Here is a 23,028-nt window from a genome sequence, read left to right as displayed (position 1 = left end):
AAATTAGTTCATATTTATATATTGGGTATGGTCACTGACGTTGACCACACCTATGTCCATTCACTTCGTTCATGTCCATAATGATAGTTTTTTAATTTTACGAAATATCCATATATATGAATATAAATTTATATATTACTCGTTATAAGAAATGTATCATATATTATAAGTAAAAAAATTGATAAAGTTAGATATACCAATACTTTAGATCAATTTATTCGCACTCATTTTGTCCATTTTTTATAGCTTTTTGCACCCATTTTGTCCTCTGATTTTATAGTTTTAAATAAAAATAAAACACCGAATTAACGGTGTTTGTTATTTATAATCAAAAAAGTTCATTATATATTTTAAATCTTCTATATTGTTACACTTATAAAATAATCTTGGATTTACAACAAAAAAATCTCTGTCTCCTCTTACTATTCTGACTATAGCAAATTGATTATTTATTTTTAATGACATTAATTCTTTTATAAATCTTGATGGCTTTTCATAATTACATATTGTGGCTATTTCAGCACTTTTCATAGGTTCACTTTCATCAAAATTTATAGCATTTTTATTATGAGCTATAACATTAAACCTTGTATTTATATATGGTAGTAATCGAATAAATGATGCTAGTTTTTTATGTTGATTTGGTTTTACACTATCATATAGTTGCTGTATTCCATCATTAAATATTCTTGCAACCTCCATATTCTTTACATCTCCTTTTAATTGTCCACGTTTAATAAACTTGCTACAAATTTTAATATTATCCCTTTCTATTTTTATAAGGTTATTTTGTATTAGATAGCTTTTGGTTCTTGAAGTTTCATTTCTGCTTAAACTTAAGATCGTCTGTAGTTCTTTTTCAGTAATCTTTTTTTGGCCTTTTGTTTCTCCTACAACTAAAATACTTTGATAATTTAGATAGCTGCACAGTTTTAAAAATCTTACTAACATTTGTGGTTCTAGGTTTAAGCGTAAAATATCTCCATATAGTAAGTGAAAATAATATCCTAAATTTTCACTCATGAAATTATTCCATTTTTTAATATCCTTATATGTTGGTTTACTATCTTCAACAACTGCATACTCTACTATCATCTGTTCAGCTGAGAATACCTCTCCATTAACCTTATCTATAAACTTTACTGGTTTAAATTTTTTCAAGTTAATCAATCTCCTTTTTATTTAGCCAATTTAAAATTGACCTCTTAGGTAGGAGTGACCTATTGTTTACCTCACCTCGCAATTCTTTGTATTTATATTATATAATTGTTTTTTCAAAAGTAAGTTGTATAATATTGGTGTCAATAAACAATCTAAATTCAAACCATATCAAATAAAATAACCTGTCTAGGTATATTTACCTAATTGCTTGTAAATAAGCGCTACGGCTTGTTTATGAGCCATATATAATAGAATACTAAACATATTATATTAATTATGAGATAGACACATGAATTATAAAGATAAAATGAAGGAGCTATTCTGAGATATGGATCTAGATTGTTTTGAATCCACATAACGAAGAAAACCAATGAATCTGATAAAAGCATTTGTTTTAAAGTAGGATTATAATAGAAAAAAGTTAAAAAATATAATGGTTCACTTGACTTTTTTACTATAAAAAGGTAATATACTAATATCAAATTAAATTGAATGGATAAAACAGAGTATAGGGGTGAAGCTGCAATGGAAAATGAAGTATCTGCTAAATTAATTTCAGGAGAAGAGGTTAAATTAATAATAAAGTCAATTGATGATGCTAAAACACAATATAAAGACTATGTTAAGCGTGAGAAGTTAGTTACTCAAAATGGTAAATATCATGAAATGTGGAATTATATTTTTACAAATATAGAAAAATCGTTTAATGAGTTTCCGTATAAGTGTTATAAAATCTCAAGACAAAGATTATGGGAATTTATAGTAATACATGACCAAATAAATTATGTATTATATGTCATAATGAAAGAAAACAATTTTGAAAAAATAAGAAATGCTAAAGGTAAAGATCTTCACTATATTAAAATTTTAAATTTAATAAATCCTTTTAAAATTGAGAAAAGTAAGCAGATATCATTATTTCCTGATGATGAAAGCAAAGAAGAATATATAAAAAATGATTTAGATAAAATGTTAAAAGATATAGACGGAAAAGTAAACGTGTGTGTAGACGTACTATATTCTGAGAAACAAAATAAAGTAACTAGTATATCGGGAAAAATATCTGATTATGATTTAGATGAAATTAAATCATATTGTTGGAATGAATTTATTACAGCAGATATTAACGAAATCATTGATACAAATGATGAATATGAAGTTATAACTGAACCAATTGAATTACATGTTAGAGACCATGTAAAACGAGTGAAAGAACATGAAGAGGATACTAAAGATATTATTGCAAGCAAAGAAACACAAAAGAAAAATCTTGAGGGAAAGTAAGCTTGCATTTAGGAGGTTAGCATGAAAAATGTTAAGTAATGAAAAAAATGCAGTTAAAGATTTTGGTAGTGAAATAATAAAAAATAAAAAATTTAATGGTAGTAGATTGCAAACAGCTAGAATATATAGAGGCAAAACAATTATAGATTTATCAAAAGAGATAGGGATATCAAAACAGGCTATTTCACAATTCGAAAATGGGTTGATTTCTCCACAGTTTGATACTTTGATGGGTATAGTTGATAAATTGAATTTTCCCATGGAATATTTTTTTGAAAAAGATAGCATAGATATTTCATTAGGCAATACCTATTTTAGAGCTCAAAGCAAGATGACTAAAAAGGATGAAAATAAACAAAGAGAAAAAGTAAAGTTTATTGGTAAGCTATATAATTTTTTAAATGAGTATATTGAATTTCCTAAATTAAATATTCCAAAATTTGAAGAGCATCTATCAATAGAAGAAAAAGCTATGAAGTTGAGAGAATATTGGAATCTTGGAGAAGAACCAATAAAAGACATAATATATGTCTTGGAGAAGAATGGAATAGTAGTTACAGCTATAAAGACAGAAAGTAGCCAAATTGATGCTTTTACACAACAACAAATAATTAATGGGAATCAGTATTATATAATAGTACTTGGGAGCGATAAAGGTTCTGCTACAAGACGACAATTTAGTGCGGCTCATGAATTAGCACATATAATAATCCATGATGGATTTATGAATCTAGATGAATTAACAAATGAAGAACTCAGAAATATTGAAAATGAAGCTCATGAATTTGCAGCAGCATTTTTGTTGCCTAAGGCTTCTTTTATAAAAGATATAAGTGCATATCCAACGAATTTGGACTATTACAAACAACTTAAGAAAAAATGGAGAACTTCAATTTCTGCTATGTTAGTAAGAGCTAATCATCTTGGGGTATTAAATTATAATTCATATCAAAATATGATGAAAAAAATGAGTAGATTAGGATGGCGAAGTAGTGAGCCATTAGATGATACATTAATGATTAATGATCCAACTCTTTTAAAAAGATCTGTTAACATTTTGCTTGATAATGATATTTTCAATGAAGATGAATTAATGAGAGAATTATCAAATAGAGAGTTAACACTTCCAAGAGAAGAGATTGAGAACTTATTGGGGTTAGATCAAGGAATACTTGTTTCAAAAGAGAAATCATTATCGGTTAAAGTCATAGAAATGCCAGTTAAAAAAATACTATAAAATTAAATATTTTATACTATATAATGGATAGAGAAGATAGGGGGAAATTCCTATCTTTTTATTTATATAGATATATTTTATATAGTTTTATAATTTATATAGTTATTAGGTAACTTTTACCCTACGGTGTTAAGTCGTTTTTACCCATGGGGTAGGGAGTTTATGTACTAAGGGTTAAGTAATTATTACCTTACATAGAATGAGTTATAAACCTGTTACTAACATATTATTAATAGATGCTTGTTTGCAAATTATTTGCAATCTGATTTATTAATACTTGCTTACTTTCATTAAAATTCACGTTAAAATTTAATAGAGATTAATAATGAAAGCGAGGTTAGAATATGAATACAAAAGAACTAATGGAATACGTAAGACAAGCAAATGGAGTTGTTGCTCCCAAAGATTTATTTCTTCAGGTACCTATAGAGTTTATAAGAAACAGTCAATATACGCCAAATGAAAAAACTTTGTTTCTGCTACTCTGGACGTATGGTATAGGATCAAAGACGGTTTATCCATCACAAAGCAGATTGGCAAAACAAATGGGGACAACCACAAAAACCATAAGAAGTATATTGCAAAAGCTCGAAGAAAAGGAAGGGGTATATATTGTGCAGCAATATATAGAGGGGACAAATGAGAAAACATCAAATTTATACTTTCTTTCGGAAATTACAAAAGATGGTGAGTTCAAGAAAGGATATTTTGATATGGTCAAAATAAGATTTAGTGAAAAGAAGCATATAATACAAAAGGCCACCAAGCAGCCTCGACAACTAACTTGATGGCAGATGTTTAAATCCTAATTATTATTATAGATAATTAAATATATTTTTACAAGGGACTGGATTATATTTCTAGTCCCTTTTAAGTTTACTTCAAAAATATCAATTATATAATATCAACATAAAAAATAATAAGAAGATTTTTAGCTAAAAACTTCAAAATTGAATTTTTGGAGGAAACTAATATGAAGACAAAAGAAGAGAAAAAAATAGAAGTAGTTGTTGAATATAGCAATAAACGTATAGATAAAATCTCATTAGCTGGGTTGCTTTATGATATAATGGAGCAAAATCTAAGAGAAGGAGTTAATTATGATACTAAAGAAGATAATTGTGCTTAATCGTGTTTCTAGTAATAGACAAGATTTTGAGAGCCAAAATAATGCTATAAGAGAATATATTGATAAAAATAATATTCTAGTTGATCAGTGGATTACAGAAGAAGGCGTAAGTGGATATAGCAACAAATTAAGTGATAGACAAGCTATAAAACAAATAGAAGAAATGGCATTGTTAGGTGAATTAGATACACTGATTATATTTAATCTCGATAGAATAGGAAGAACTACAGAGGGAGCAGAATTTATAAAACGTATGACATATTCTAATGTAAAAGTTATATCGGTTACAGAAGGATTGTTGAATAGTGGTAATGATACTGATGAATTAATAAATGGTATCAAGTTTTGGATGGCCCAACAAGAAAGTAAAAAAATAAGTTTAAGAAGTAAAAATGGTAAAGAAGCTACTAATAAAAAGGGATTATTTGCGGGTGGACCAGTTAACTTTGGATATGGAGTACTAGATCAGAAAATGTTTGTAATACCAGAGGAAGCAGAGATAGTTAAGTTGATTTTTGATTTATATATAAAATGTGGAAAAAATGAAACGGTTAAGTATCTGCAAGAAAAAAATATAACTAAAAGAGGAAAAAGATTTAGTCAGCATATGGTACATGATTTATTAAAAGATACTGTTTATATAGGATTAAAAAGATATAATCAATGGCAAAAGGTATCAACAGACCCAACAAATAAAAAACGTAAATATAATAATGAAACATTAAAATTTCAAGAATATAGAGAAGAACTAAGAATACTAGATGATAATACTTTTAATAAGGTACAAGAACTCATTGAAAAGCGTACAAGTAGTAAAGATAAAGTTAAGTATACCAATAGAACTAATGCTTTATTTGAAGGATTATTATGGCATAGATGTGGTGATGAAGAAATAAGAAAGCTGCACTTAGATAATAAGAAAGATAAGTATGGAAATGTTATCTATTCTTATAGATGTTCACATTGTAGAAGAAATTTTTATAAAGATGTTACAAAGACTTATGGAAGCAAAAAGTATAATAAGCTATTAGAAAATAATGTACTGAAATTAATGAATAACATGTCTATTGAAGAATTAGAAAAAAAGGCAAAAGAAAAACAAGGTAGTACAAGTAATAGTATACTAGTATCTATAGAAAGCCATAAAAAGGAACTAGATAAAAAAAGAAAAGCTATTAGTAATATGGAAAAGGAATTGATTAATATATTTTCTGGGGAAAGTTCAATGGATAAGGATATATTGATTAATATGATTACAAAAACAAAAGAAGATATAGTAACATTATCAGATAATCTTAAATCACTAGAAGCTGAATATATTGAGATTAGTAAAACTATTTCTATTGATAGAGCATTAATTGAGCAATATAAAAGCTTTAATTATGTTTACGGATTAGCTGATGATAAACAAAAAAAATTATTATTGCAAGAAGTTGTTGAAAAAATAACTTTTGACGGTGATAAACTTATCATTACTCTGTTCTTGGAGTAATTTTTTTTACACTATAAAAAGTGGGTTTATATTCGTATATCAGTACTGATACCAGCTCCGCCGAAAAAGACTATATTATTACTATTCTTTAATATTTCTGATAACTTTTCAATGCTCATAGAAAAACCTCCAAATTAAAATTTATTTTAAGTATTAAAAACACATTATCATGTATATTTAATTATTGCACAATTGATTAGAAAAATAAAATATAAACCCCGCTGAATTAAGCATTTTAAAATATTTATAATAAAAAAATAAAAAATGTGTTGACATAATATAAATAACTCGATATAATACTACTTGTATCTGGTGATGACGGCGTAGAGGTAACACTCCTTCCCATTCCGAACAGGAAAGTTAAGGTCTACAGCGCTGATGGTACTGCATGGGAGACTGTGTGGAAGAGTAAGACGTTGCCAGGTAATATGGCTCGATAGCTCAGTCGGTAGAGCAGAGGACTGAAAATCCTCGTGTCACTGGTTCGATTCCAGTTCGAGCCACCATAAAAGCACTAACATAAGTTAGTGCTTTTTTCTATATCTTTAGAAAATTATAATTCAGTAAAGTTTGTATACAATTTTTTTGAATGGTTTAATTAACTTAGTTTACTATTTTAAAGGAATAAAAAATAAATTATATTCGTTAAAAAGATAACATTTAAATTATATTTCTAAATGTTATCTTTTTTAATCTTAACTATTTGTAAAGAAGTTATATAGAAATTCCTTAAACAGTACATTGATCTATATATATTGAGTAGATACCGCAGTTAGGACATACAGTCACACTAACTATATAGCTATCATCAATTTTTCCTAGACCAAAAAGTTTATTAAAAGATGTATTCCTATATTCATTACATAAAGTATCTATTACATATTCATTATCCTTTGTATATATGTAAAAGTGGTACTCTAAGTAACGATAAGATTTATTTATTTGCTCTTGAGTATTACATGCACATTTATCGCCATAATATTCTGTTGAAAAACTTACTTCTTCTCCTTCATTTAGAGCATTCAATATTATATCTAAGGAAAGACCTGTAATCTCATTTTCGCCTTCAAAAAATATCCCATCGCAATTATTATCTGTTAGTACGTATTCTTTATTATCATAAACAAATTTATAATCCACAAAACAACCTCCTCAAAATTAGTGTATAATCAATTATACACCAGCATATGCACAATGTTTAGCAAAACTATATTTAAACATTTAATTTACTTTATAATATAAAGGCTTAATTTGAATGTAAGCATTGGGAAAGTAAATTAAATAATTATATATTTTCGATTTGCCAGTCAATTGGTTCTTGATTTGTAGAAATTAGAAAATTGTTTGTTTTTGAAAAAGGTTTACTTCCGAAGAAGCCTCTTGATGCAGATAATGGACTAGGATGAACGGATTTTATTATAAGATGCTTAGGATTAGTAATAAAGTCAGTCTTTGAAATAGCATTATTACCCCAAAGTATGAATACTATAGGTGTTTCCTTTTTATTTAGCACCTTAATAACCTCATTTGTGAATTCTTCCCATCCCTTATTTTTGTGGGAATTAGCTTCTCCAGCTCTAACTGTAAGTACCGTATTTAGCAATAAGACTCCTTGATCAGCCCACTTTCTTAAATAGCCATTGTTTGGAATATAGCAACCTAAATCAGTATGTAGTTCCTTATAGATATTAATTAAAGATGGTGGAGTTTTTACACCTGGATTAACAGAAAAACTCAATCCATGCGCTTGGCCAGGTCCATGATAAGGATCTTGACCTAATATAACAACTTTAACTTTATTATAAGGTGTAAAATGTAAGGCGTTAAAGAGATCATACATATTAGGATAAATGGTCTTAGAGTTATATTCATTTATTAAAAATTTTCTTAGATTAATATAATAATCTTTTTGGAATTCAGACTGCAAATAATTTTTCCAATCATTTTTTAATATATCGGACATTAAATCACCCCTAAATTAGTATAACATTTTATGGTGGTTTTATGTATACTATGTATTTTTGATTAAAAATCTAAAATTTATTTAGTTATATTATTGTTAGAAGTAGTAGATACTGTTAAAATGAAGTGTATATAACAAACTGTTAAAAATAATATAAAATGATTATAAAGGAGAATTCACATGGAAAATAAAGTGTTAGCTGTTGCAGCAGGATATGAAATAACAGAAAAAGATTTAAATGCAATAATTAGTAGATATCCACAAGAGCAAAGAGGAGCTTTACAAAGCGAAGAAAAGAAGAAACAATTGGTAGAACAATTGATTTCATTTGAATTAATGAATAAGTTTGGAAAAGAAATACAATTAGATAAGACTCAAGAATACAAAGACGCCATGGAAAATATATCAAAGGAAGTTATAACTTCAATGGCAATAAATAAAGTATTGAGTGATGTAACAATAACAGATGAAGAAGTAAAGAAATACTATGAAGATAATAAAGAAGCTTTTGGTCAGCCTGCAACAGTTTCAGCTAGACATATTCTAGTAGAAACTGAAGAGGAAGCAAATAAGGCAAGAGAAGAAATCTTAAGCGGCAAGATTTCATTCGGAGATGCTGCAATGAAATATTCAACATGCCCATCTAATCAACAAGGTGGAAATTTAGGTGAATTCTCAAAAGGTATGATGGTTCCAGAATTTGAAGAAGCTGCTTTTACATCAGAAATAGGAAAGGTTACTGAACCGGTTAAAACTCAATTTGGGTATCATTTAGTGTTAGTAGATGCAAAAAATGAAGCCTCAATCAAAAGTTTTGAAGAAGTTAAAGACAGTGTATTAGATAATTTAATTAAAGAAAATCAACATAAAAAATATGATCAAATATTGAAGGAATTAGAAGCTAAATACGGAGTTGAAAGAAAATAAAAATTTCTATTTAATAGCAATATAGTTTCAAAAATAAAGGTAATGATGGATACATTACCTTTATTTTTTTATTTTAAAGTTCATATGTTATTATTTTGGAATATAATACAATATTCAAATATGATTTTATGTTATAAAAATGTATTCAGATATCCCTACGTTACAGATTTATATACTAACAGCATGAGAAAAAGCTTGTCTTAAATTTGCATTGTAGAATGTTGAATTATTTTTAGTAATCTAATTATTCGTATGTAGGCGATAAAACAAATATTTATAATAACTAATATCTATAAAAGCTCAGTAAAGGAAAAAATATATTTATCACAATACTTAAGAATTTCGGATATAGGTTCTAAACATAAATCATCTTTTATTCCGATCACCCTCATATTTGCTTTTTTTGCACTTTTCATAGCAGGGAGTATATCCTCAAATACTAAACAGTATTCAGGTTTAATATTTAACTTTTTTGCTGCTAATAAATATATGTCAGGACAATCTTTTCCTTTTGCGACTTCATCAGTAATAGTGATTGAATCAAAATAGTCATAAACCCCATTGTTTTTTAAACAAGCCTCAAGCAGTGGGATAGAATTGCTAGTCGCTAATGCAATTTTTATTTTATTATCTTTTAAATATTTTAAAAAAGTTTTTACACCTGATTTGAGTTTTACATTATTAGCGTAATGATGAAATGCTGCATGATGCCAATCACTAAGTATTTCATCTACTGAATCTTCAATTTTAAATCTATTTTTAAAATATACTGCTGTCTGATAAAAACTTAAGTGTTCAATATCGTTTTTTAAGTCATTAGGTACAGCATGTCCTTTCTTTTTAAGATAATCTATGTCGATCTGAGACCATACCCACATGGAATCTACAATAGTTCCATCTAAATCGAAAATTACACCTTTTATATTACTTAGCATTTTACACCTCCAAATAATTGTTATTTATATAAACGAATAGATATTGATATAGTTTAGTGCCAAACTTAATCTTTTATTGGTGCGCCTTAGTGTCAATAAATATTATAATTGAAGCATTAGACACGAATAAGAATTAGAAGAATTAGTAATACGATATATGTTATAGATTAATAAATTAATGAATTACTAAATAAAAAAACTTAAGGATCAATCCTTAAGTTATACTAGTCTAATAATATATTTGGTCGGGGTGACAGGGATTGAACCTGCGACCTCATGGTCCCAAACCACGCGCGCTCCCATCTGCGCCACACCCCGTTATACATTAATTATATATTCAAGTAAATCTTATGTCAAGGACTTTAGAAGATGTAATTAATACAGAAAAAAGTTAATTATAGTCATTAGAATAAATAATTTTGTGATGAGGGAGGCTGGAATTGTTAAGTTAAGTTTATTGATGAAAATTTTTATATATAAGCTATAATAAGAATCACAAAGAATAAGCTAGAAAAAGTGGGGAATACGGACGATATTTAGATAATAGTAGGATAAACTAAATTCTCGCTATATATATGAATTGTTCATTCTTATCCAAGGTGTTATAATTATGTAGTAATATAGATTAATGGAGGAGGGAAGGTTTAAAACCGATATTTAATGAGGAGTAGAATTCTAGCTATTATGTTAGCAACCGTAATCGTTGTAGGTAGCTCGATACCAGCGTTTGCGACGCCAGATAATCAACAGTTGAGTGATTCAAGACAGAAATATGCAGAAATTGAAAGCAAGATAACAGATATTCAGAATAAAATTGATGATTTAAATATGCAGATAGAGCCGCTACAATTAACAGTAGATAAGAATAAAAAAGAAATAACAACTATCAATAAAGTTATTGATAGTAGTACAAAAGACATTGAACAATATAAGAAAGAGATTAATACATTAGATTTAGCTTTAGGACAAAGAGTTAAAGCTATGTACATGTCAGGTGATTTAGAATTTGGTTACTTGAATTTTATACTTGAATCAGAATCAACAAGTGATTTCTTTTCTAGAGCAGAGGCAGTTAGTAAAATTATAGGAAAAGACAAATCTGCCATAGAAGATGTTACAAGTAAAAAGGAAGAATTAAATAACAAAATAAAATCCCTAGAAGATAAGAAAGATGAAATAGATAAACTTAATAAAGAAATACAAGTTAGCTTAAGTGAACTCGATGGAAAGAAAAAAGAAGCAGAAACTTTATCAAGTCAAGCTAAGGATGAAAAAAGTAAATTTGACTCACAATACTTATCACAATTAGAAAGAGAACTTGTAAAATCTCAATTTGATGTTATAGGTAACTCTAATAGTTCAGCTACTGATCTTCAAGGAGCAATTAATCAATTAAGAAATATTAGAGATAATCAAATTAAGAGTGAGATCGTTACTTCAGAGATAAATGATAAAATTGAAAAGGCTAAAACAATGGTAGCAGATAAAAAAGCAGCTGAAGTAAAAGTGGCAACGCCAAGTAGAGGCGGAGGCGGAAGAGTAGCTGCACCATCAGCAGGAAATGCTCAATCTATTCTAAATGAGGCATATGCACAGTTAGGAAAGCCTTATGTATGGGGTGCAACTGGAGATGCAAGCTTTGACTGTTCAGGATTTACTCAATATGTTTATGAGCATGCTGCAGGAGTAGATATAACAAGAACAACTTATTCTCAAATTGGAGTTGGACAACCAGTTAGCCAAGATCAGCTTCAACCTGGAGATTTGGTATTTACTCATCCAGGTCACGTTGGGATATATGTTGGTAATGGCCAAATGATTAACGCACCTCAAACAGGTGATGTGGTTAAAGTTGCGCCAGTTTATAGTTTTTATGCTGCAAGAAGAGTTCTTAAGTAGTTAACATAAGAAATTAGTTGTTAATATCTGATTTCAAATTATTGTCCTTCTGTAAAAGATCAGAAGGACTTTTTTTATTTTACTTGTATGATATAATGTGGAATATATACTTTAGAGATTAGGTATATACAAATATTGATATTAGATATTTTAAAGTAGAATATTGTAAAGTTAAGTAAAGGAAGAATAATATGAATAATAAATTGCAATATGTGAGAGATGATGAGACAGTAGATGATTTGCAACTTAAGGGATTAAATTTAATTCAAAAGAAGGAGGGATTTAAATTTGGTATAGATGCTGTTTTATTATCTGATTTTGCTTATATAAAAAATAAACATAAGGTGATGGATTTATGTACAGGAACTGGGATAATTCCATTTTTGATATATGGCAAATATAAGCCTGAGTGTGTATATGGATTAGAAATTCAAGAAGATATGGTAGATATGGCTAAAAGGAGCGTAAAATTAAATGAGCTTGAAGGAAATGTATGTTTTATAAATGAAGATTTAAAAAATATAGATTATCTAAAGACACTTGATAAGTTTGATGCAGTGACAGTAAATCCACCTTATAAACTAAACAATTCAGGAATTATAAATCCAAATGATAAGCTTGCTATAGCTAGGCATGAAATATTATGTAATTTAGAAGATGTGATTTCAGCAGCAAGAATTTTATTAAAGGATAATGGAAGACTCTTTATGATACATAGACCTGAAAGATTAGCGGATATTTTTATTTTAATGAGAAAATATAAAATAGAACCTAAAAGAGTAAAAATGATTCATCCTAAGGTAGGAAAAGCTCCTAATATTGTATTGATTGAAGGGCAAAGAGATGGGGGAGCCTATTTGAAGTGGGAAGCACCATTGTATGTCTATGATGAAGATGGAAAATATACTAAAGAAATAGATTCAATATATTGGAGGTCATGATATGGAAAATGGAAAGTTGTATTTAGTACCAACTCCTATTGGAAACTTAAAAGATATAACATTGAGGGCTCTAGAAGCTTTAAGAGATGTTGATATTATAGCGGCTGAAGATACAAGACAAACGTTGAAATTATTAAATCATTTTGAGATAAAAAAACCATTAATAAGTTATCACAAATTTAATGAGCAAATAAAAAGTGATAAAATTATAGATTTACTAATGGAAGGTAATAATGTTGCTTTAGTTTCAGATGCTGGAACACCCGGAATATCAGATCCAGGAAGTGTTATTGTTGGACGTTGCATAGAAAAAAAGATAAATTTCGAAGTACTTCCAGGAGCGACAGCTATAACTACGGCATTAGTTTATTCTGGATTAGACACAACTAAATTTTTATTCAGGGGTTTCTTACCAAGAGAAAATAAAGAACGTAAGATAGTCACAAATGACTTATTGCAAAGTCAGGAAACTATTATCTTTTACGAAGCACCGCATAGACTGATAGATACGCTTGAATTCTTATTAGATACATTTGGAGATAGAAAAATTGCAGCATGCAGAGAATTAACTAAGATTTATCAACAAATACACAGGGGAACTTTAAAAGAAGTAATTCAGTATTTTCAGGAGAATAAACCAAGAGGAGAATTTGTTCTTGTTCTAGAAGGAAAAAGACTTGAAGAGATAAAGGAAGAGCAAAGGGAAGAGTGGATTCATTTATCTATTGAAGAGCATATAGTTAAATATATTAATGGTGGTGCGAGTAAGAAAGAGGCAATAAAGCTTGTAGCCAAGGAAAGAGAATTACCTAAAAGTGAAGTATATAAATTCTCAACTAATATATAATTAAGTTAAGAAAATAGACTATCTCAAATTAACTCTTGAGATAGTCTATTATTTATTGATTATATAATTAATTATATAATAGGAAATTAGAATATATCAAATACTATCTGTTTGTTTTAATTTCGTCTAAACATTTAGTACAGATATTCTTGCCTTTATAGTTAATTACGTCTCTTGCATCTCCACAGAAGATACAAGCTGGTTCGTATTTCTTTAAGATTATTTGCTCTCCGTCTACATAAATTTCTAATGCATCTTTTTCAGCAATATCTAATGTTCTTCTAAGTTCTATAGGAATAACTATTCTTCCTAATTCATCTACTCTTCTAACTACACCTGTTGATTTCATAAAAAATTCCTCCTAATTCCATGATTCGACATTCTACTATGATATATTACCAAGTATGTAATATAAAGTCAATGTATATTTTTAAATATTTATAAGAAATTACAAATTTCAACTTTAATAAACATCTTATATAAAATATACTACCATATTTTAGAAAAGTCAAGAGGGTTTATTTGTAAAATTATCATATTAATCCAAATTAATAAATTTGAGGAATCTAGATGTACCAATGGTTAGAGAAATGTATATGAATTATATTCATGATTATATAATAGTGAATTTACAAATAAAGTAATATAAGGCATATGTCCGCTTTTTTTGTAGAAATGCAAATACTATAAATAATAATGTCGATTGATTACATAAATTAGATATTTTTTATCAATACTATATTTAAAAAAAATTAGATATGTCGTATAATACTATTATTATACTAAGAGTATAAACTAGTAGAAAAATTTTTATATTACAATGTTTATAATAACTTGTAACAAGTTCATGATTACTATATAATATATAATATAGATTGAGAAAGAATAGGTGCATGATAATGGCAGGAAAATTTGATTCAGATTATATAAAAGAATTGGCTAAAGAAATGTCTAAAAGTACTTCCGTTTCATATGAAGATATTCCTAAATATGATTTGTTTTTATCCCAAGTAATCGATTATTTAAACGATAAGTTTGTTGATGAGAAGTTTACTAACAATATAGTTCAAAATTATACTAAAAGCGAAGTTATAACTAAGCCGGAAGATGGCAAAAAAAGAGGATATACAAAAATGCATTTAGTACAATTAGTACTGCTTAGCCATATGAGGCCCTTATTAACGACGGAAGAAATAAAGAAAGTTTTTCGGATTGCATTTAATGAAATCAATGACAGAAGCGATGATATACTGTCATGGGAAGAGACATATAAAACTTTCACACAAATACAAAAGGAAAGTTTAGATAACTATTTAGATACGTTTATATCAAATGATGATAAATTAGAAGAGATAATAAAGAATTTTGAATTGAAAGATAATGATAAGGAAAGAATTAAAATTTTCCTATTAGTTCTTTCTTTAATAGCAGAAGCAAGTGTTATTAAAAAGTTAGTTCAAAAAATAGTTAAAGAGTATGAAGAAGAATAAATTATATGAGATAAAATATTTACAATAGCAATAAACTAAAAAACACTTACTTAATTAGAACTTGAATTTTGTTAGGCTAATTAAGTAAGTGTTTTATGACTATGTTTATGATTTAATATGGAAAATGTGATTTTAACTATAGTGAGGAATTAATTTATGGATAAAATTCTTATACGAGAGTCTGTGAGAAATTTAGTAGAATTTTGCTTGAAAAAAGGTGATATAGATAATAGGTTTTCTGGAAGTGCTAGGGCAGTAGAGGGAGTAAGAGCACATCAAAAGCTTCAGGAAGATAACGGAAGGATTTATGAGAACTATGAAAAGGAAGTATATTTAACTCATGAGTTTGAGACGAATAAAAGCTTGATCTATATTGAAGGAAGAGCAGATGGAATTATAACGGAAAGAGATAAAGTTATAATTGAAGAAATAAAATCAACTTATAAGAATTTTGCATACATTGATGATTTGAATGAGGTACATTGGGCTCAGGCAAAGGTGTATGCTTTTATTTATGGAAATCAAAATAATCTTGAAGAAATTTATGTGCGATTATCCTACATGCAGTTAGAAACGAATGAGGTTAAGAGTTTTGAAAAAAGATTTACTATAGGAGAATTAGAAGAATTTATATCTGATTTATTAAGAGAATATGAGAGATTTAGTGTTTTAATATTTAAATGGAAAAACATTAGAGATGAAACTATAAAAGTACTAAATTTTCCTTTTGAAAAATACAGAGAAGGTCAAAGGAAACTTATTAATGTTTCATATCAAACTATAAAAGAGGGGGAAATATTATTTGTTCAGGCACCGACAGGCATAGGAAAAACTATATCAACCATATTCCCAGCTGTAAAGGCTATAAGCGAAGGAATTGGAGAAAAAATTATATATTTGACGGCAAAGACGATAAATAGGGAAGTTGCAGAAGAAACTTTTGAAAGATTGCGTCAAGAAGGATTGAAATTTAGGACTATCACAATTACGGCAAAAGAGAAAACATGTATTAATGATGATTTTGATTGCAATCCAGAGAAGTGCATATATGCCAAAGACTATTATGGTAAAGTAAAAAAAGTAATTACAAATGTTATCGAAAGGGAAGAAAGAATTTCCACGGAAATATTGAAGGAATATGCCGAAAAATATCAAGTATGCCCATTTGAGCTATCTTTAGATATAAGTACTTATTGTGATGGAATTATAGGTGATTATAATTACATCTTTGATCCAAGAGTATCTTTGAGTAGAGTTCTAGAAAGCAAAGGAAATATAGTTTTGGTGGATGAAGCACATAATTTAATTGATAGGTCAAGAAATATGTATTCCGCATCCTTATATAAAAGTCAAATTCTAAATTGCAAAAAGATAACTAAGGGTAAACTAAATAAACTACATTCCTTATTGGGAAAGATTAATGATTATTTCATTGATTTAAGAAATGAATGCGACCATAGAGAAGTGAAATCATTTTATGAAGAGGAACATCCTAAGGAATTGAGTAAGTATTTGCAGTTATACTTAAAAGAAAGTGAAGAAGTGCTAGTAAGAGGAAATAGATTTGATGGTTATGAAGATATATTGAAATTATATTTTGATATAAATGCTTTTACTTCTACGACACAGCTCTATGATGAAAATTATAGGACTTGTATAGAAAAGGATTCTCAAGAAATCAAGTTGACTTTATATTGTGTAAATCCAGCTAAGAATTTAAGAGAATACTTAGGAAAATGCTACTCGGTAATATTTTTTTCTGCAACTATATCACCAATAAAATACTATGTAAATATGCTGGGCGGAGATGATAATACATATAGGTTAAAGCTTCCATCTCCTTTCAATAAAGAAAACTTAAAAGTTCATATTAGTCCTATTAATATTAGATATTCATATAGAAAAAGGACCTTATCATCAGTGAAAGATAAAATTTGTGGCTTTATAAAGCAGCAAATTGGAAACTACATGATTTTTTCACCATCATATGCATATATGGAAGAGTTATATAGCCATATGGAGGAGCCGAAGCTAGAAGAATTTAATCTTATGAAACAGAAACCTAATATGACGGAGGAAGAAAAAAGTGAATTTTTAAGAAGATTTAAGAATAGCAATAATTTATTAATGTTTTGTGTGCTTGGAGGGATGTTTTCAGAAGGAATAGATTTGCCTGGTGATCAGTTAATTGGAAGCATAATAATTGGAGTAGGATATCCTATGGTAGATATGACAAATGAAGTTATAAAGGATTTTTATAAAGAAGATGGTTATGACTATGCGTATGTATTTCCAGGAATAAATAAAATTCAGCAGGCTGTAGGAAGAGTTATAAGAACTGAGACGGACAAAGGAAGAGTTCTGCTTATTGATGATAGATATATAAATAATAAATATAGTGTTCTTTTACCAAATGAGTGGTATCCTATAAATAAATATTAAATTACCTATAGTTTTATGAAATAAGCTACTAGATTGTATTGTGCATTGTGAATTAAAAATAAGTATGTTAAAATATTCATGGTAGTTTTATGAAATAGTATATCTACATATAATTTTAGTATTTACACTACAATTTAAAAAATATTTAGTTATTGATATCGTCAGTCAGAAGTTTGAATCGGAGATATATTGGTGATGATTAATAACATATTAAAGTAGAATTAAGGAGCGAGGATAATGAATATTCCATTAATTGATTTAAAAGCTCAATATAAGTCTATTGCTGAAGATTTAGATAGAGTAACTAAAGAAGTGCTTTCTTCTGCGAATTATATTATGGGCAAGAATGTAATTGAATTTGAGAGAGAATTTGCAGAATATATAGGAGTTAAACATGCGATATCAGTGGCGAATGGAACTGATGCATTGGTTATTGCATTAAAATCTTTAGGAATAGGGAATGGAGATGAAGTAATAACTTCGACATTTACTTATTTTGCTTCAGCTGAAGCTATTTCAGCAGTAGGTGCAACGCCTGTTTTTGTTGATGTTGAAAAAGAAACATTTAATATAGATCCAACTAAAATAGAAGAAAAAATTACAAATAAAACAAAGGCTATTATACCAGTTCATATATTTGGACAATGTGCTAAGATGGATGAAATAAATGAAATAGCTAAGAAGCACAATTTAAAGATCGTAGAGGATGCTGCCCAAGCATCAGGTTCTAAATATAAAGGAAAGATGGCGGGAACTTTAGGTGATGCAGCATGTTTCTCATTCTTCCCAACTAAGAATCTTTCGTGTGCTGGCGATGGCGGCATGATAGTGACAAATGATGATAATATAGCAACAATAGCAAAAGCTTTAAGAACACATGGAAGTGGAGAAACTGGACAAAAAGCTTATAATTTGCTAAATAATATAAATGATGAGATAGAGACGTCTAAAGATGGTGACGATACTGTATATAATGCTTTAAAATACTATAATTATTTAATCGGGTTCAACTCTAGGTTAGATGCTATTCAAGCAGCAATTCTAAGAGTAAAATTACCACATTTAGATGATTGGAATAGTAGAAGAAGAGAAGTAGCAAAAATATATAATGAAAAATTAAAAGATTCTAATGTAGTTGTACCTACTGTTGATGAAGAAAATGAAACTATATATCATCAATATGTGTTACAATGCGAAAATAGAGAAGATATGATAAATAAACTTAAAGAAAATGGCATAGCAACTGGAGTTTATTATCCAGTCCCACTACATTTACAAAAAGTATATAAAGATCTAGGATATAAAGAAGGGGATATGCCGGTTGCAGAATATTTATCACATAGAACATTTGCAATACCAGTTTATCCAGAATTAACAGAAAATGAAATAAATTATATAGTTGAAAATATAAAGGCATAATATTAATATTGTAATATGCAAATTCCTATATATTTTGAACTTGAGGTTTACTTAAGGAAAATATTGATAAGTGCGAGGGTTAATTATGGATAAGAATTATTTTGTACATGAATCAAGTTACATTGATAACGACGTAGTGATAGGTGACGGAACGAAGATTTGGCACTTCTCTCATATAATGAGTAATTCTGTAATTGGAGAAAAGTGTAATATAGGTCAAAACGTTGTAATATCGCCTGGTGTAAAAATTGGAGATGGAGTAAAGATACAAAATAATGTGTCTGTATATACAGGAGTTATTTGCGAAGATTATGTATTCTTAGGACCGTCTTGTGTGTTTACTAATGTAGTAAATCCAAGAAGCTTTATTGAAAGAAAAAGCGAGTATAAAGAAACTATAATTGGAAAAGGGGCTTCTATAGGTGCTAATGTAACAATTGTGTGCGGTCATAATATAGGGAAATATGCATTAGTAGGTGCTGGAGCAGTAGTTACTAAACACATACCTGATTATGCCTTAGTAGTAGGCAATCCGGCAAGTATAATAGGATATGTATGTGAATGTGGAGAAAAGTTGAACTTTAAAGATGAGCATGCAACTTGTAAAGCTTGTGGGAAAAAGTATAGTAAAGATAAAGAAAAAGTAGAATGTATAGATTAGAAAAACGGATTTTTATTTATTAACATTTCATTATATAATTTGTTAATAAAACTTTTTAGTAAATTATGTTCTGTGGATAAAATTTTAGGCCGTAAATTACAGGAGGTATAAGATGTCATTATTAAAACAACAATTATTAGATAAAATAAATAATAAAACTGCAAAAGTTGGTGTGGTTGGTCTTGGATATGTTGGATTACCATTAGCTGTGGAAAAGGCTAATGCTGGTTATCAAACTATTGGATTTGATGTTCAAGATCAAAAGGTAAATATGGTTAATGAAGGAAGGAACTATATTGGGGATGTAGTGGATGAAAATTTAAAGAAGATAGTAGAAGAAAATACTTTAAGAGCTACTACTGACTTTAGTTTTGTTAAAGATGTAGACACTATTTGTATTTGCGTTCCTACACCATTAGATTTATATAAGCAACCAGATTTATCATATGTTGTAGATTCAACAAAAAGTGTTGCACAATATCTACATAAAGGTATGCTTGTTATTCTTGAAAGTACTACATATCCAGGAACAACTGAAGAGGTTCTTAAGCCAATACTAGAAGAAAGTGGACTTAAATGCGGAGAAGACTTTTTCTTAGCCTTTTCACCAGAAAGAGTTGATCCAGGTAATAAGGACTTTAATACTAAAAATACTCCTAAAGTTGTTGGTGGTTGTACACCTGATTGCACAGAAGTTGCAGCAGCATTATATAGAAACATATTAGAGGGAGATATCCATACTGTATCATCTCCAGCCGTAGCTGAAATGGAAAAAATATTGGAAAATACATTTAGAAATATAAATATTGGATTAGCTAATGAAATGGCTATTTTATGTAATAGAATGGGAATAGATGTATGGGAAGTTATAGATGCAGCTAAGACCAAGCCATACGGATTTATGCCGTTTTATCCAGGTCCAGGCTTAGGTGGACATTGTATTCCTCTTGATCCATTTTACTTAGAGTGGAAAGCAAAAGAATATGATTATCATACAAGATTAATAGAAACTTCAGGAGAAATAAATGATTCTATGCCTGAATTTGTATTAGATAATGTAATGAAGATTTTGAATAAGAATAAAAAGGCATTAAATGGTGCGAAAGTTCTTTTATTAGGAGTTGCATATAAGAATGATATCGATGATTATAGAGAATCTCCAGCATTCAAGGTAATAGAGCTATTAGAAAAGAATGGTGCTGACTTAATGGTAAATGATCCGTATTGTCCAATTTCTAAATATAAGGGTAAGGTTTATAATTCTGTTGATTGGAAAGAGGTTATAAACGAGTCTGATATAGTAATTATAACTACAAATCATAGTTGTTACGATTACGAATCAATTGTGTCTAGAGCTAAAGTTGTTTATGATACTAGAAATGCAACCAAAAATGTTGTTAATAATAGAGAGAAGATTTATAAATTATAAGTTTTTCACGGTGTATATAAGCTGATTCTATGTAAGAATGGTATATTGATTCTAATGAGTTACTATTAGTTAGAATATACTGTTTATAAAAAGAGCGCCTCCATAATTTTATGGAGGTGCTCTTTTATTTACATTTATTAATGGTACATATAATTTGTGAAAAGCGAATAAAATAAGTACTGCATAAAATAAATAGATTTTTAATTAATATAAATAGAAATTGGTGATTAAATGAAATATATAAAATTAAGTAGCAAAGTTAATTTAATTATACATCTTATAGTAAAAATTAAGAGGGACGATGTGTTTGCACTAGCATCTCAGTTAGCATATTATTTAATATTATCATTTTTCCCATTTATGTTATTTTTGATGACTTTGGCTGGATTTAGCAGCATAAGCTCTAAACAAATACTGGGACAATTAAATGTTATGCTTCCTAGGAGTGTATTGGAATTAACTCAGTCAACTGTTATAGAGATATTTGACAATCAATATACTGGATTGTTAGGAATATCTATATTGTTAACGCTATGGACAGCGTCATCTGCATTTAAGGCCATAATAAAAAGCATAAATAAGGCGTACAACTTTAAAGAAGAAAGGTCATTTATTAAACTTTCAATTATTTCTATGTTAGGAATATTAGCATTAGCTGTAACTATAATTCTAGCTTTAACAGCGTTAGTATTTGGAAATGTAATAGGCGATTATATTAAAAGTATCAATCCATTTTATGAAATAATATTGATTATTTGGAATATATTCAGATATACTTTTATATTAGCGATAATGATATCTATATTTATTTGCGTTTATAAATTTGCTCCTGCTAAAAAGTTGGTATGGAAAGAGGTAATCGCAGGGTCTATATTTAGCACAGTGGGCTGGGTGTTAGTGTCCTTTGTTTTTTCATTTTATATCGATAATTTTAATAATTATTCTAGGTTTTATGGAAGTCTTGGTGCAGTATTTATACTTATGACATGGTTATTTTTAATATCAATAATATTCATCTTAGGAGTAGAGATAAATTTTGTTACATCTGAGTTAAGAGGTAGAAATCGAATGATTAGAAACAGGTAGACAATGATATTAAATTTTATTATAAAGTTTAATTTTTTATTGAATAGAAATTACCGAAGTGGGTATAACTTTAGAAGAAAAATATTCAGGAGGTAAAAGATGAATAAGATAATATTATTAGGAAGATTAGTTAAAGACCCTGAACTTAGGCACACTGAAAATGGAGAAAAAATTTATACCAAGTTTACAATTGCTGTGCAACGAAATTTTAGATTACCTGATGGAATTAGAGAAGCAGATTTTATACCTATAAAAGTTTGGGGAAAAAAAGCTGAAGTTATAGTAAAATATATGAAAAAGGGAAGCCTTATTACTTTAAGCGGTAGATTAAGAACTGGTAGTTATGAGGATAAGGAGGGAAATAGAAAGTATATAGCAGAGGTTATAGCAGAAGATTTTAAATTTCTTGAGAATAAGAAAAGTCAAACTGAGGCGTTGTAAAAATATTAGCCTAGTTGATTTTAATAATATAAGCTATATGGATAGATAAGTATATAACTATAAATATACTTATTTATAGAAGAGGTTATCTAATTGTTAGATATTATCAATGCGTTTAGATAACCTTTGTGATAACATAAAAAGTATATTTTTACTTACAAATAAAAGTATACTTAAAATAAATATTCTTTTAATAAAATGCTTGATTATAAAAAACGCTGATGATATTAGTTTAATTTAATAGA

At 28.3% G+C, this 23,028-nt stretch carries 21 protein-coding genes, 2 tRNA genes, 1 rRNA gene and 1 pseudogene; 18 read left to right on the top strand and 7 right to left on the bottom strand.

Annotated elements, in window-relative coordinates; all coding sequences use genetic code 11:
• Positions 1-318: 318 nt before the first annotated feature.
• Entirely contained in the window at positions 319-1,161 is an 843-nt protein-coding gene (locus KEC93_RS24565) for a hypothetical protein (protein ID WP_077867682.1), read from the bottom strand.
• A gap of 492 nt (positions 1,162-1,653) precedes the next feature.
• Here KEC93_RS24565 and KEC93_RS24560 point away from each other — a divergent pair, with 492 nt between their 5' ends.
• The 5 genes from KEC93_RS24560 (at position 1,654) to KEC93_RS24540 (ending at position 6,303) form a co-directional block, all read left to right on the top strand.
• Entirely contained in the window at positions 1,654-2,445 is a 792-nt protein-coding gene (locus KEC93_RS24560; RefSeq protein WP_139357385.1) for a DUF5986 family protein, read from the top strand.
• A gap of 28 nt (positions 2,446-2,473) precedes the next feature.
• Positions 2,474-3,682, top strand: coding sequence for a helix-turn-helix domain-containing protein (locus KEC93_RS24555; protein WP_077867684.1), 1,209 nt, complete (start codon positions 2,474-2,476; stop codon positions 3,680-3,682).
• A 344-nt stretch (positions 3,683-4,026) separates the two neighbouring features.
• Positions 4,027-4,470, top strand: coding sequence for a helix-turn-helix domain-containing protein (locus KEC93_RS24550; RefSeq protein WP_077867685.1), 444 nt, complete (start codon positions 4,027-4,029; stop codon positions 4,468-4,470).
• A gap of 185 nt (positions 4,471-4,655) precedes the next feature.
• Complete coding sequence (locus KEC93_RS24545) at positions 4,656-4,811, top strand: hypothetical protein (RefSeq protein ID WP_172462669.1); 156 nt, start codon at positions 4,656-4,658, stop codon at positions 4,809-4,811.
• Positions 4,783-6,303 (top strand): recombinase family protein, encoded by a 1,521-nt coding sequence (locus tag KEC93_RS24540; RefSeq protein ID WP_077867686.1) that lies wholly within the window; start codon positions 4,783-4,785, stop codon positions 6,301-6,303. The genes KEC93_RS24545 and KEC93_RS24540 overlap by 29 nt, the downstream gene beginning before the upstream one ends.
• Before the next feature lie 38 nt (positions 6,304-6,341).
• Here the strand turns inward: KEC93_RS24540 and KEC93_RS24535 are convergent.
• Positions 6,342-6,422, bottom strand: a pseudogene (locus KEC93_RS24535) (NAD-dependent protein deacylase); the annotation flags it as partial.
• Positions 6,423-6,611: 189 nt separating this feature from the next.
• On the opposite strand from KEC93_RS24535, the gene rrf reads away from it, so the two are divergent.
• Both rrf and KEC93_RS24525 read left to right on the top strand, forming a co-directional pair.
• Positions 6,612-6,728: ribosomal RNA gene (rrf, locus tag KEC93_RS24530) — 5S ribosomal RNA — on the top strand.
• 5 nt (positions 6,729-6,733) lie between these two features.
• Positions 6,734-6,809, top strand: a tRNA-Phe gene (locus tag KEC93_RS24525).
• Between the two features lie 223 nt (positions 6,810-7,032).
• On the opposite strand, the gene KEC93_RS24520 is transcribed toward KEC93_RS24525, so the two are convergent.
• Together KEC93_RS24520 and KEC93_RS24515 are read right to left on the bottom strand one after the other, a co-directional pair.
• The gene (locus KEC93_RS24520; RefSeq protein WP_039773093.1) at positions 7,033-7,443 is read right to left on the bottom strand and encodes a DUF3785 family protein; all 411 of its coding nucleotides are present in this window, start codon (positions 7,441-7,443) and stop codon (positions 7,033-7,035) included.
• 145 nt (positions 7,444-7,588) lie between these two features.
• The gene (locus KEC93_RS24515) at positions 7,589-8,266 is read right to left on the bottom strand and encodes a uracil-DNA glycosylase (protein WP_012061041.1); all 678 of its coding nucleotides are present in this window, start codon (positions 8,264-8,266) and stop codon (positions 7,589-7,591) included.
• A gap of 180 nt (positions 8,267-8,446) precedes the next feature.
• Here KEC93_RS24515 and KEC93_RS24510 point away from each other — a divergent pair, with 180 nt between their 5' ends.
• The gene (locus KEC93_RS24510) at positions 8,447-9,193 is read left to right on the top strand and encodes a peptidylprolyl isomerase (protein ID WP_012061040.1); all 747 of its coding nucleotides are present in this window, start codon (positions 8,447-8,449) and stop codon (positions 9,191-9,193) included.
• Between the two features lie 290 nt (positions 9,194-9,483).
• Here the strand turns inward: KEC93_RS24510 and KEC93_RS24505 are convergent, their stop codons facing one another.
• Positions 9,484-10,128 carry an HAD family hydrolase gene (locus KEC93_RS24505; protein ID WP_012061039.1) on the bottom strand — a complete coding sequence of 215 codons (645 nt, stop codon included), beginning with the start codon at positions 10,126-10,128 and terminating at the stop codon, positions 9,484-9,486.
• Positions 10,129-10,370: 242 nt separating this feature from the next.
• Positions 10,371-10,446: transfer RNA gene (locus KEC93_RS24500), tRNA-Pro, on the bottom strand.
• Between the two features lie 342 nt (positions 10,447-10,788).
• Here KEC93_RS24500 and KEC93_RS24495 point away from each other — a divergent pair.
• The 3 genes from KEC93_RS24495 (at position 10,789) to rsmI (ending at position 13,815) form a co-directional block, all read left to right on the top strand.
• Complete coding sequence (locus KEC93_RS24495; RefSeq protein ID WP_039773087.1) at positions 10,789-12,027, top strand: C40 family peptidase; 1,239 nt, start codon at positions 10,789-10,791, stop codon at positions 12,025-12,027.
• Between the two features lie 191 nt (positions 12,028-12,218).
• Positions 12,219-12,968, top strand: a complete 750-nt coding sequence (locus KEC93_RS24490) for a tRNA1(Val) (adenine(37)-N6)-methyltransferase (RefSeq protein WP_017212246.1) — start codon at positions 12,219-12,221, stop codon at positions 12,966-12,968.
• A 1-nt stretch (position 12,969) separates the two neighbouring features.
• Positions 12,970-13,815 (top strand): 16S rRNA (cytidine(1402)-2'-O)-methyltransferase, encoded by an 846-nt coding sequence (gene rsmI, locus KEC93_RS24485; RefSeq protein ID WP_077867687.1) that lies wholly within the window; start codon positions 12,970-12,972, stop codon positions 13,813-13,815.
• Between the two features lie 103 nt (positions 13,816-13,918).
• On the opposite strand, the gene KEC93_RS24480 is transcribed toward rsmI, so the two are convergent.
• On the bottom strand, positions 13,919-14,164 hold the full coding sequence (locus tag KEC93_RS24480) for an AbrB/MazE/SpoVT family DNA-binding domain-containing protein (RefSeq protein ID WP_012061035.1): 246 nt from the start codon (positions 14,162-14,164) through the stop codon (positions 13,919-13,921).
• Between the two features lie 550 nt (positions 14,165-14,714).
• On the opposite strand from KEC93_RS24480, the gene KEC93_RS24475 reads away from it, so the two are divergent.
• The 7 genes from KEC93_RS24475 to KEC93_RS24445 all read left to right on the top strand — a co-directional run bounded on the left by KEC93_RS24475 (position 14,715) and on the right by KEC93_RS24445 (position 22,783).
• A complete protein-coding gene (locus KEC93_RS24475; protein WP_077867688.1) occupies positions 14,715-15,305 on the top strand; it encodes a DUF1836 domain-containing protein in 591 nt (196 codons plus the stop codon).
• A 156-nt stretch (positions 15,306-15,461) separates the two neighbouring features.
• Positions 15,462-17,747: an ATP-dependent DNA helicase gene (locus tag KEC93_RS24470; RefSeq protein WP_077867689.1), complete on the top strand. Its 2,286-nt coding sequence runs from the start codon at positions 15,462-15,464 to the stop codon at positions 17,745-17,747.
• A 237-nt stretch (positions 17,748-17,984) separates the two neighbouring features.
• The gene (locus KEC93_RS24465) at positions 17,985-19,166 is read left to right on the top strand and encodes a DegT/DnrJ/EryC1/StrS family aminotransferase (protein ID WP_039773083.1); all 1,182 of its coding nucleotides are present in this window, start codon (positions 17,985-17,987) and stop codon (positions 19,164-19,166) included.
• Positions 19,167-19,251: 85 nt separating this feature from the next.
• Positions 19,252-19,827, top strand: coding sequence for an acyltransferase (locus tag KEC93_RS24460; RefSeq protein WP_012061031.1), 576 nt, complete (start codon positions 19,252-19,254; stop codon positions 19,825-19,827).
• Positions 19,828-19,939: 112 nt separating this feature from the next.
• Positions 19,940-21,256 (top strand): nucleotide sugar dehydrogenase, encoded by a 1,317-nt coding sequence (locus tag KEC93_RS24455; RefSeq protein WP_077867690.1) that lies wholly within the window; start codon positions 19,940-19,942, stop codon positions 21,254-21,256.
• 231 nt (positions 21,257-21,487) lie between these two features.
• Positions 21,488-22,342 carry a YihY/virulence factor BrkB family protein gene (locus KEC93_RS24450; protein WP_023975324.1) on the top strand — a complete coding sequence of 285 codons (855 nt, stop codon included), beginning with the start codon at positions 21,488-21,490 and terminating at the stop codon, positions 22,340-22,342.
• Between the two features lie 99 nt (positions 22,343-22,441).
• Complete coding sequence (locus tag KEC93_RS24445) at positions 22,442-22,783, top strand: single-stranded DNA-binding protein (RefSeq protein WP_012061028.1); 342 nt, start codon at positions 22,442-22,444, stop codon at positions 22,781-22,783.
• The last annotated feature ends 245 nt before the right edge of the window (positions 22,784-23,028 follow it).

The sequence above is a fragment of the Clostridium beijerinckii genome, from assembly GCF_018223745.1.
GTDB classification, from domain to species: domain Bacteria; phylum Bacillota; class Clostridia; order Clostridiales; family Clostridiaceae; genus Clostridium; species Clostridium beijerinckii.
This window is presented reverse-complemented; position numbering and strand designations above follow the sequence as displayed.

Excerpts from the sequence above, each read along its gene's own strand:
- KEC93_RS24560 (WP_139357385.1), top strand. The coding sequence starts at position 1,654 with ATGGATAAAACAGAGTATAGGGGTGAAGCTGCAATGGAAAATGAAGTA.
- KEC93_RS24555 (WP_077867684.1), top strand. The coding sequence starts at position 2,474 with ATGTTAAGTAATGAAAAAAATGCAGTTAAAGATTTTGGTAGTGAAATA.
- KEC93_RS24550 (WP_077867685.1), top strand. The coding sequence starts at position 4,027 with ATGAATACAAAAGAACTAATGGAATACGTAAGACAAGCAAATGGAGTT.
- KEC93_RS24545 (WP_172462669.1), top strand. The coding sequence starts at position 4,656 with ATGAAGACAAAAGAAGAGAAAAAAATAGAAGTAGTTGTTGAATATAGC.
- KEC93_RS24540 (WP_077867686.1), top strand. The coding sequence starts at position 4,783 with ATGATACTAAAGAAGATAATTGTGCTTAATCGTGTTTCTAGTAATAGA.
- KEC93_RS24515 (WP_012061041.1), bottom strand. The coding sequence starts at position 8,266 with ATGTCCGATATATTAAAAAATGATTGGAAAAATTATTTGCAGTCTGAA.
- KEC93_RS24510 (WP_012061040.1), top strand. The coding sequence starts at position 8,447 with ATGGAAAATAAAGTGTTAGCTGTTGCAGCAGGATATGAAATAACAGAA.
- KEC93_RS24505 (WP_012061039.1), bottom strand. The coding sequence starts at position 10,128 with ATGCTAAGTAATATAAAAGGTGTAATTTTCGATTTAGATGGAACTATT.
- KEC93_RS24495 (WP_039773087.1), top strand. The coding sequence starts at position 10,789 with ATGAGGAGTAGAATTCTAGCTATTATGTTAGCAACCGTAATCGTTGTA.
- KEC93_RS24490 (WP_017212246.1), top strand. The coding sequence starts at position 12,219 with ATGAATAATAAATTGCAATATGTGAGAGATGATGAGACAGTAGATGAT.
- rsmI (WP_077867687.1), top strand. The coding sequence starts at position 12,970 with ATGGAAAATGGAAAGTTGTATTTAGTACCAACTCCTATTGGAAACTTA.
- KEC93_RS24480 (WP_012061035.1), bottom strand. The coding sequence starts at position 14,164 with ATGAAATCAACAGGTGTAGTTAGAAGAGTAGATGAATTAGGAAGAATA.
- KEC93_RS24475 (WP_077867688.1), top strand. The coding sequence starts at position 14,715 with ATGGCAGGAAAATTTGATTCAGATTATATAAAAGAATTGGCTAAAGAA.
- KEC93_RS24470 (WP_077867689.1), top strand. The coding sequence starts at position 15,462 with ATGGATAAAATTCTTATACGAGAGTCTGTGAGAAATTTAGTAGAATTT.
- KEC93_RS24465 (WP_039773083.1), top strand. The coding sequence starts at position 17,985 with ATGAATATTCCATTAATTGATTTAAAAGCTCAATATAAGTCTATTGCT.
- KEC93_RS24460 (WP_012061031.1), top strand. The coding sequence starts at position 19,252 with ATGGATAAGAATTATTTTGTACATGAATCAAGTTACATTGATAACGAC.
- KEC93_RS24455 (WP_077867690.1), top strand. The coding sequence starts at position 19,940 with ATGTCATTATTAAAACAACAATTATTAGATAAAATAAATAATAAAACT.
- KEC93_RS24450 (WP_023975324.1), top strand. The coding sequence starts at position 21,488 with ATGAAATATATAAAATTAAGTAGCAAAGTTAATTTAATTATACATCTT.
- KEC93_RS24445 (WP_012061028.1), top strand. The coding sequence starts at position 22,442 with ATGAATAAGATAATATTATTAGGAAGATTAGTTAAAGACCCTGAACTT.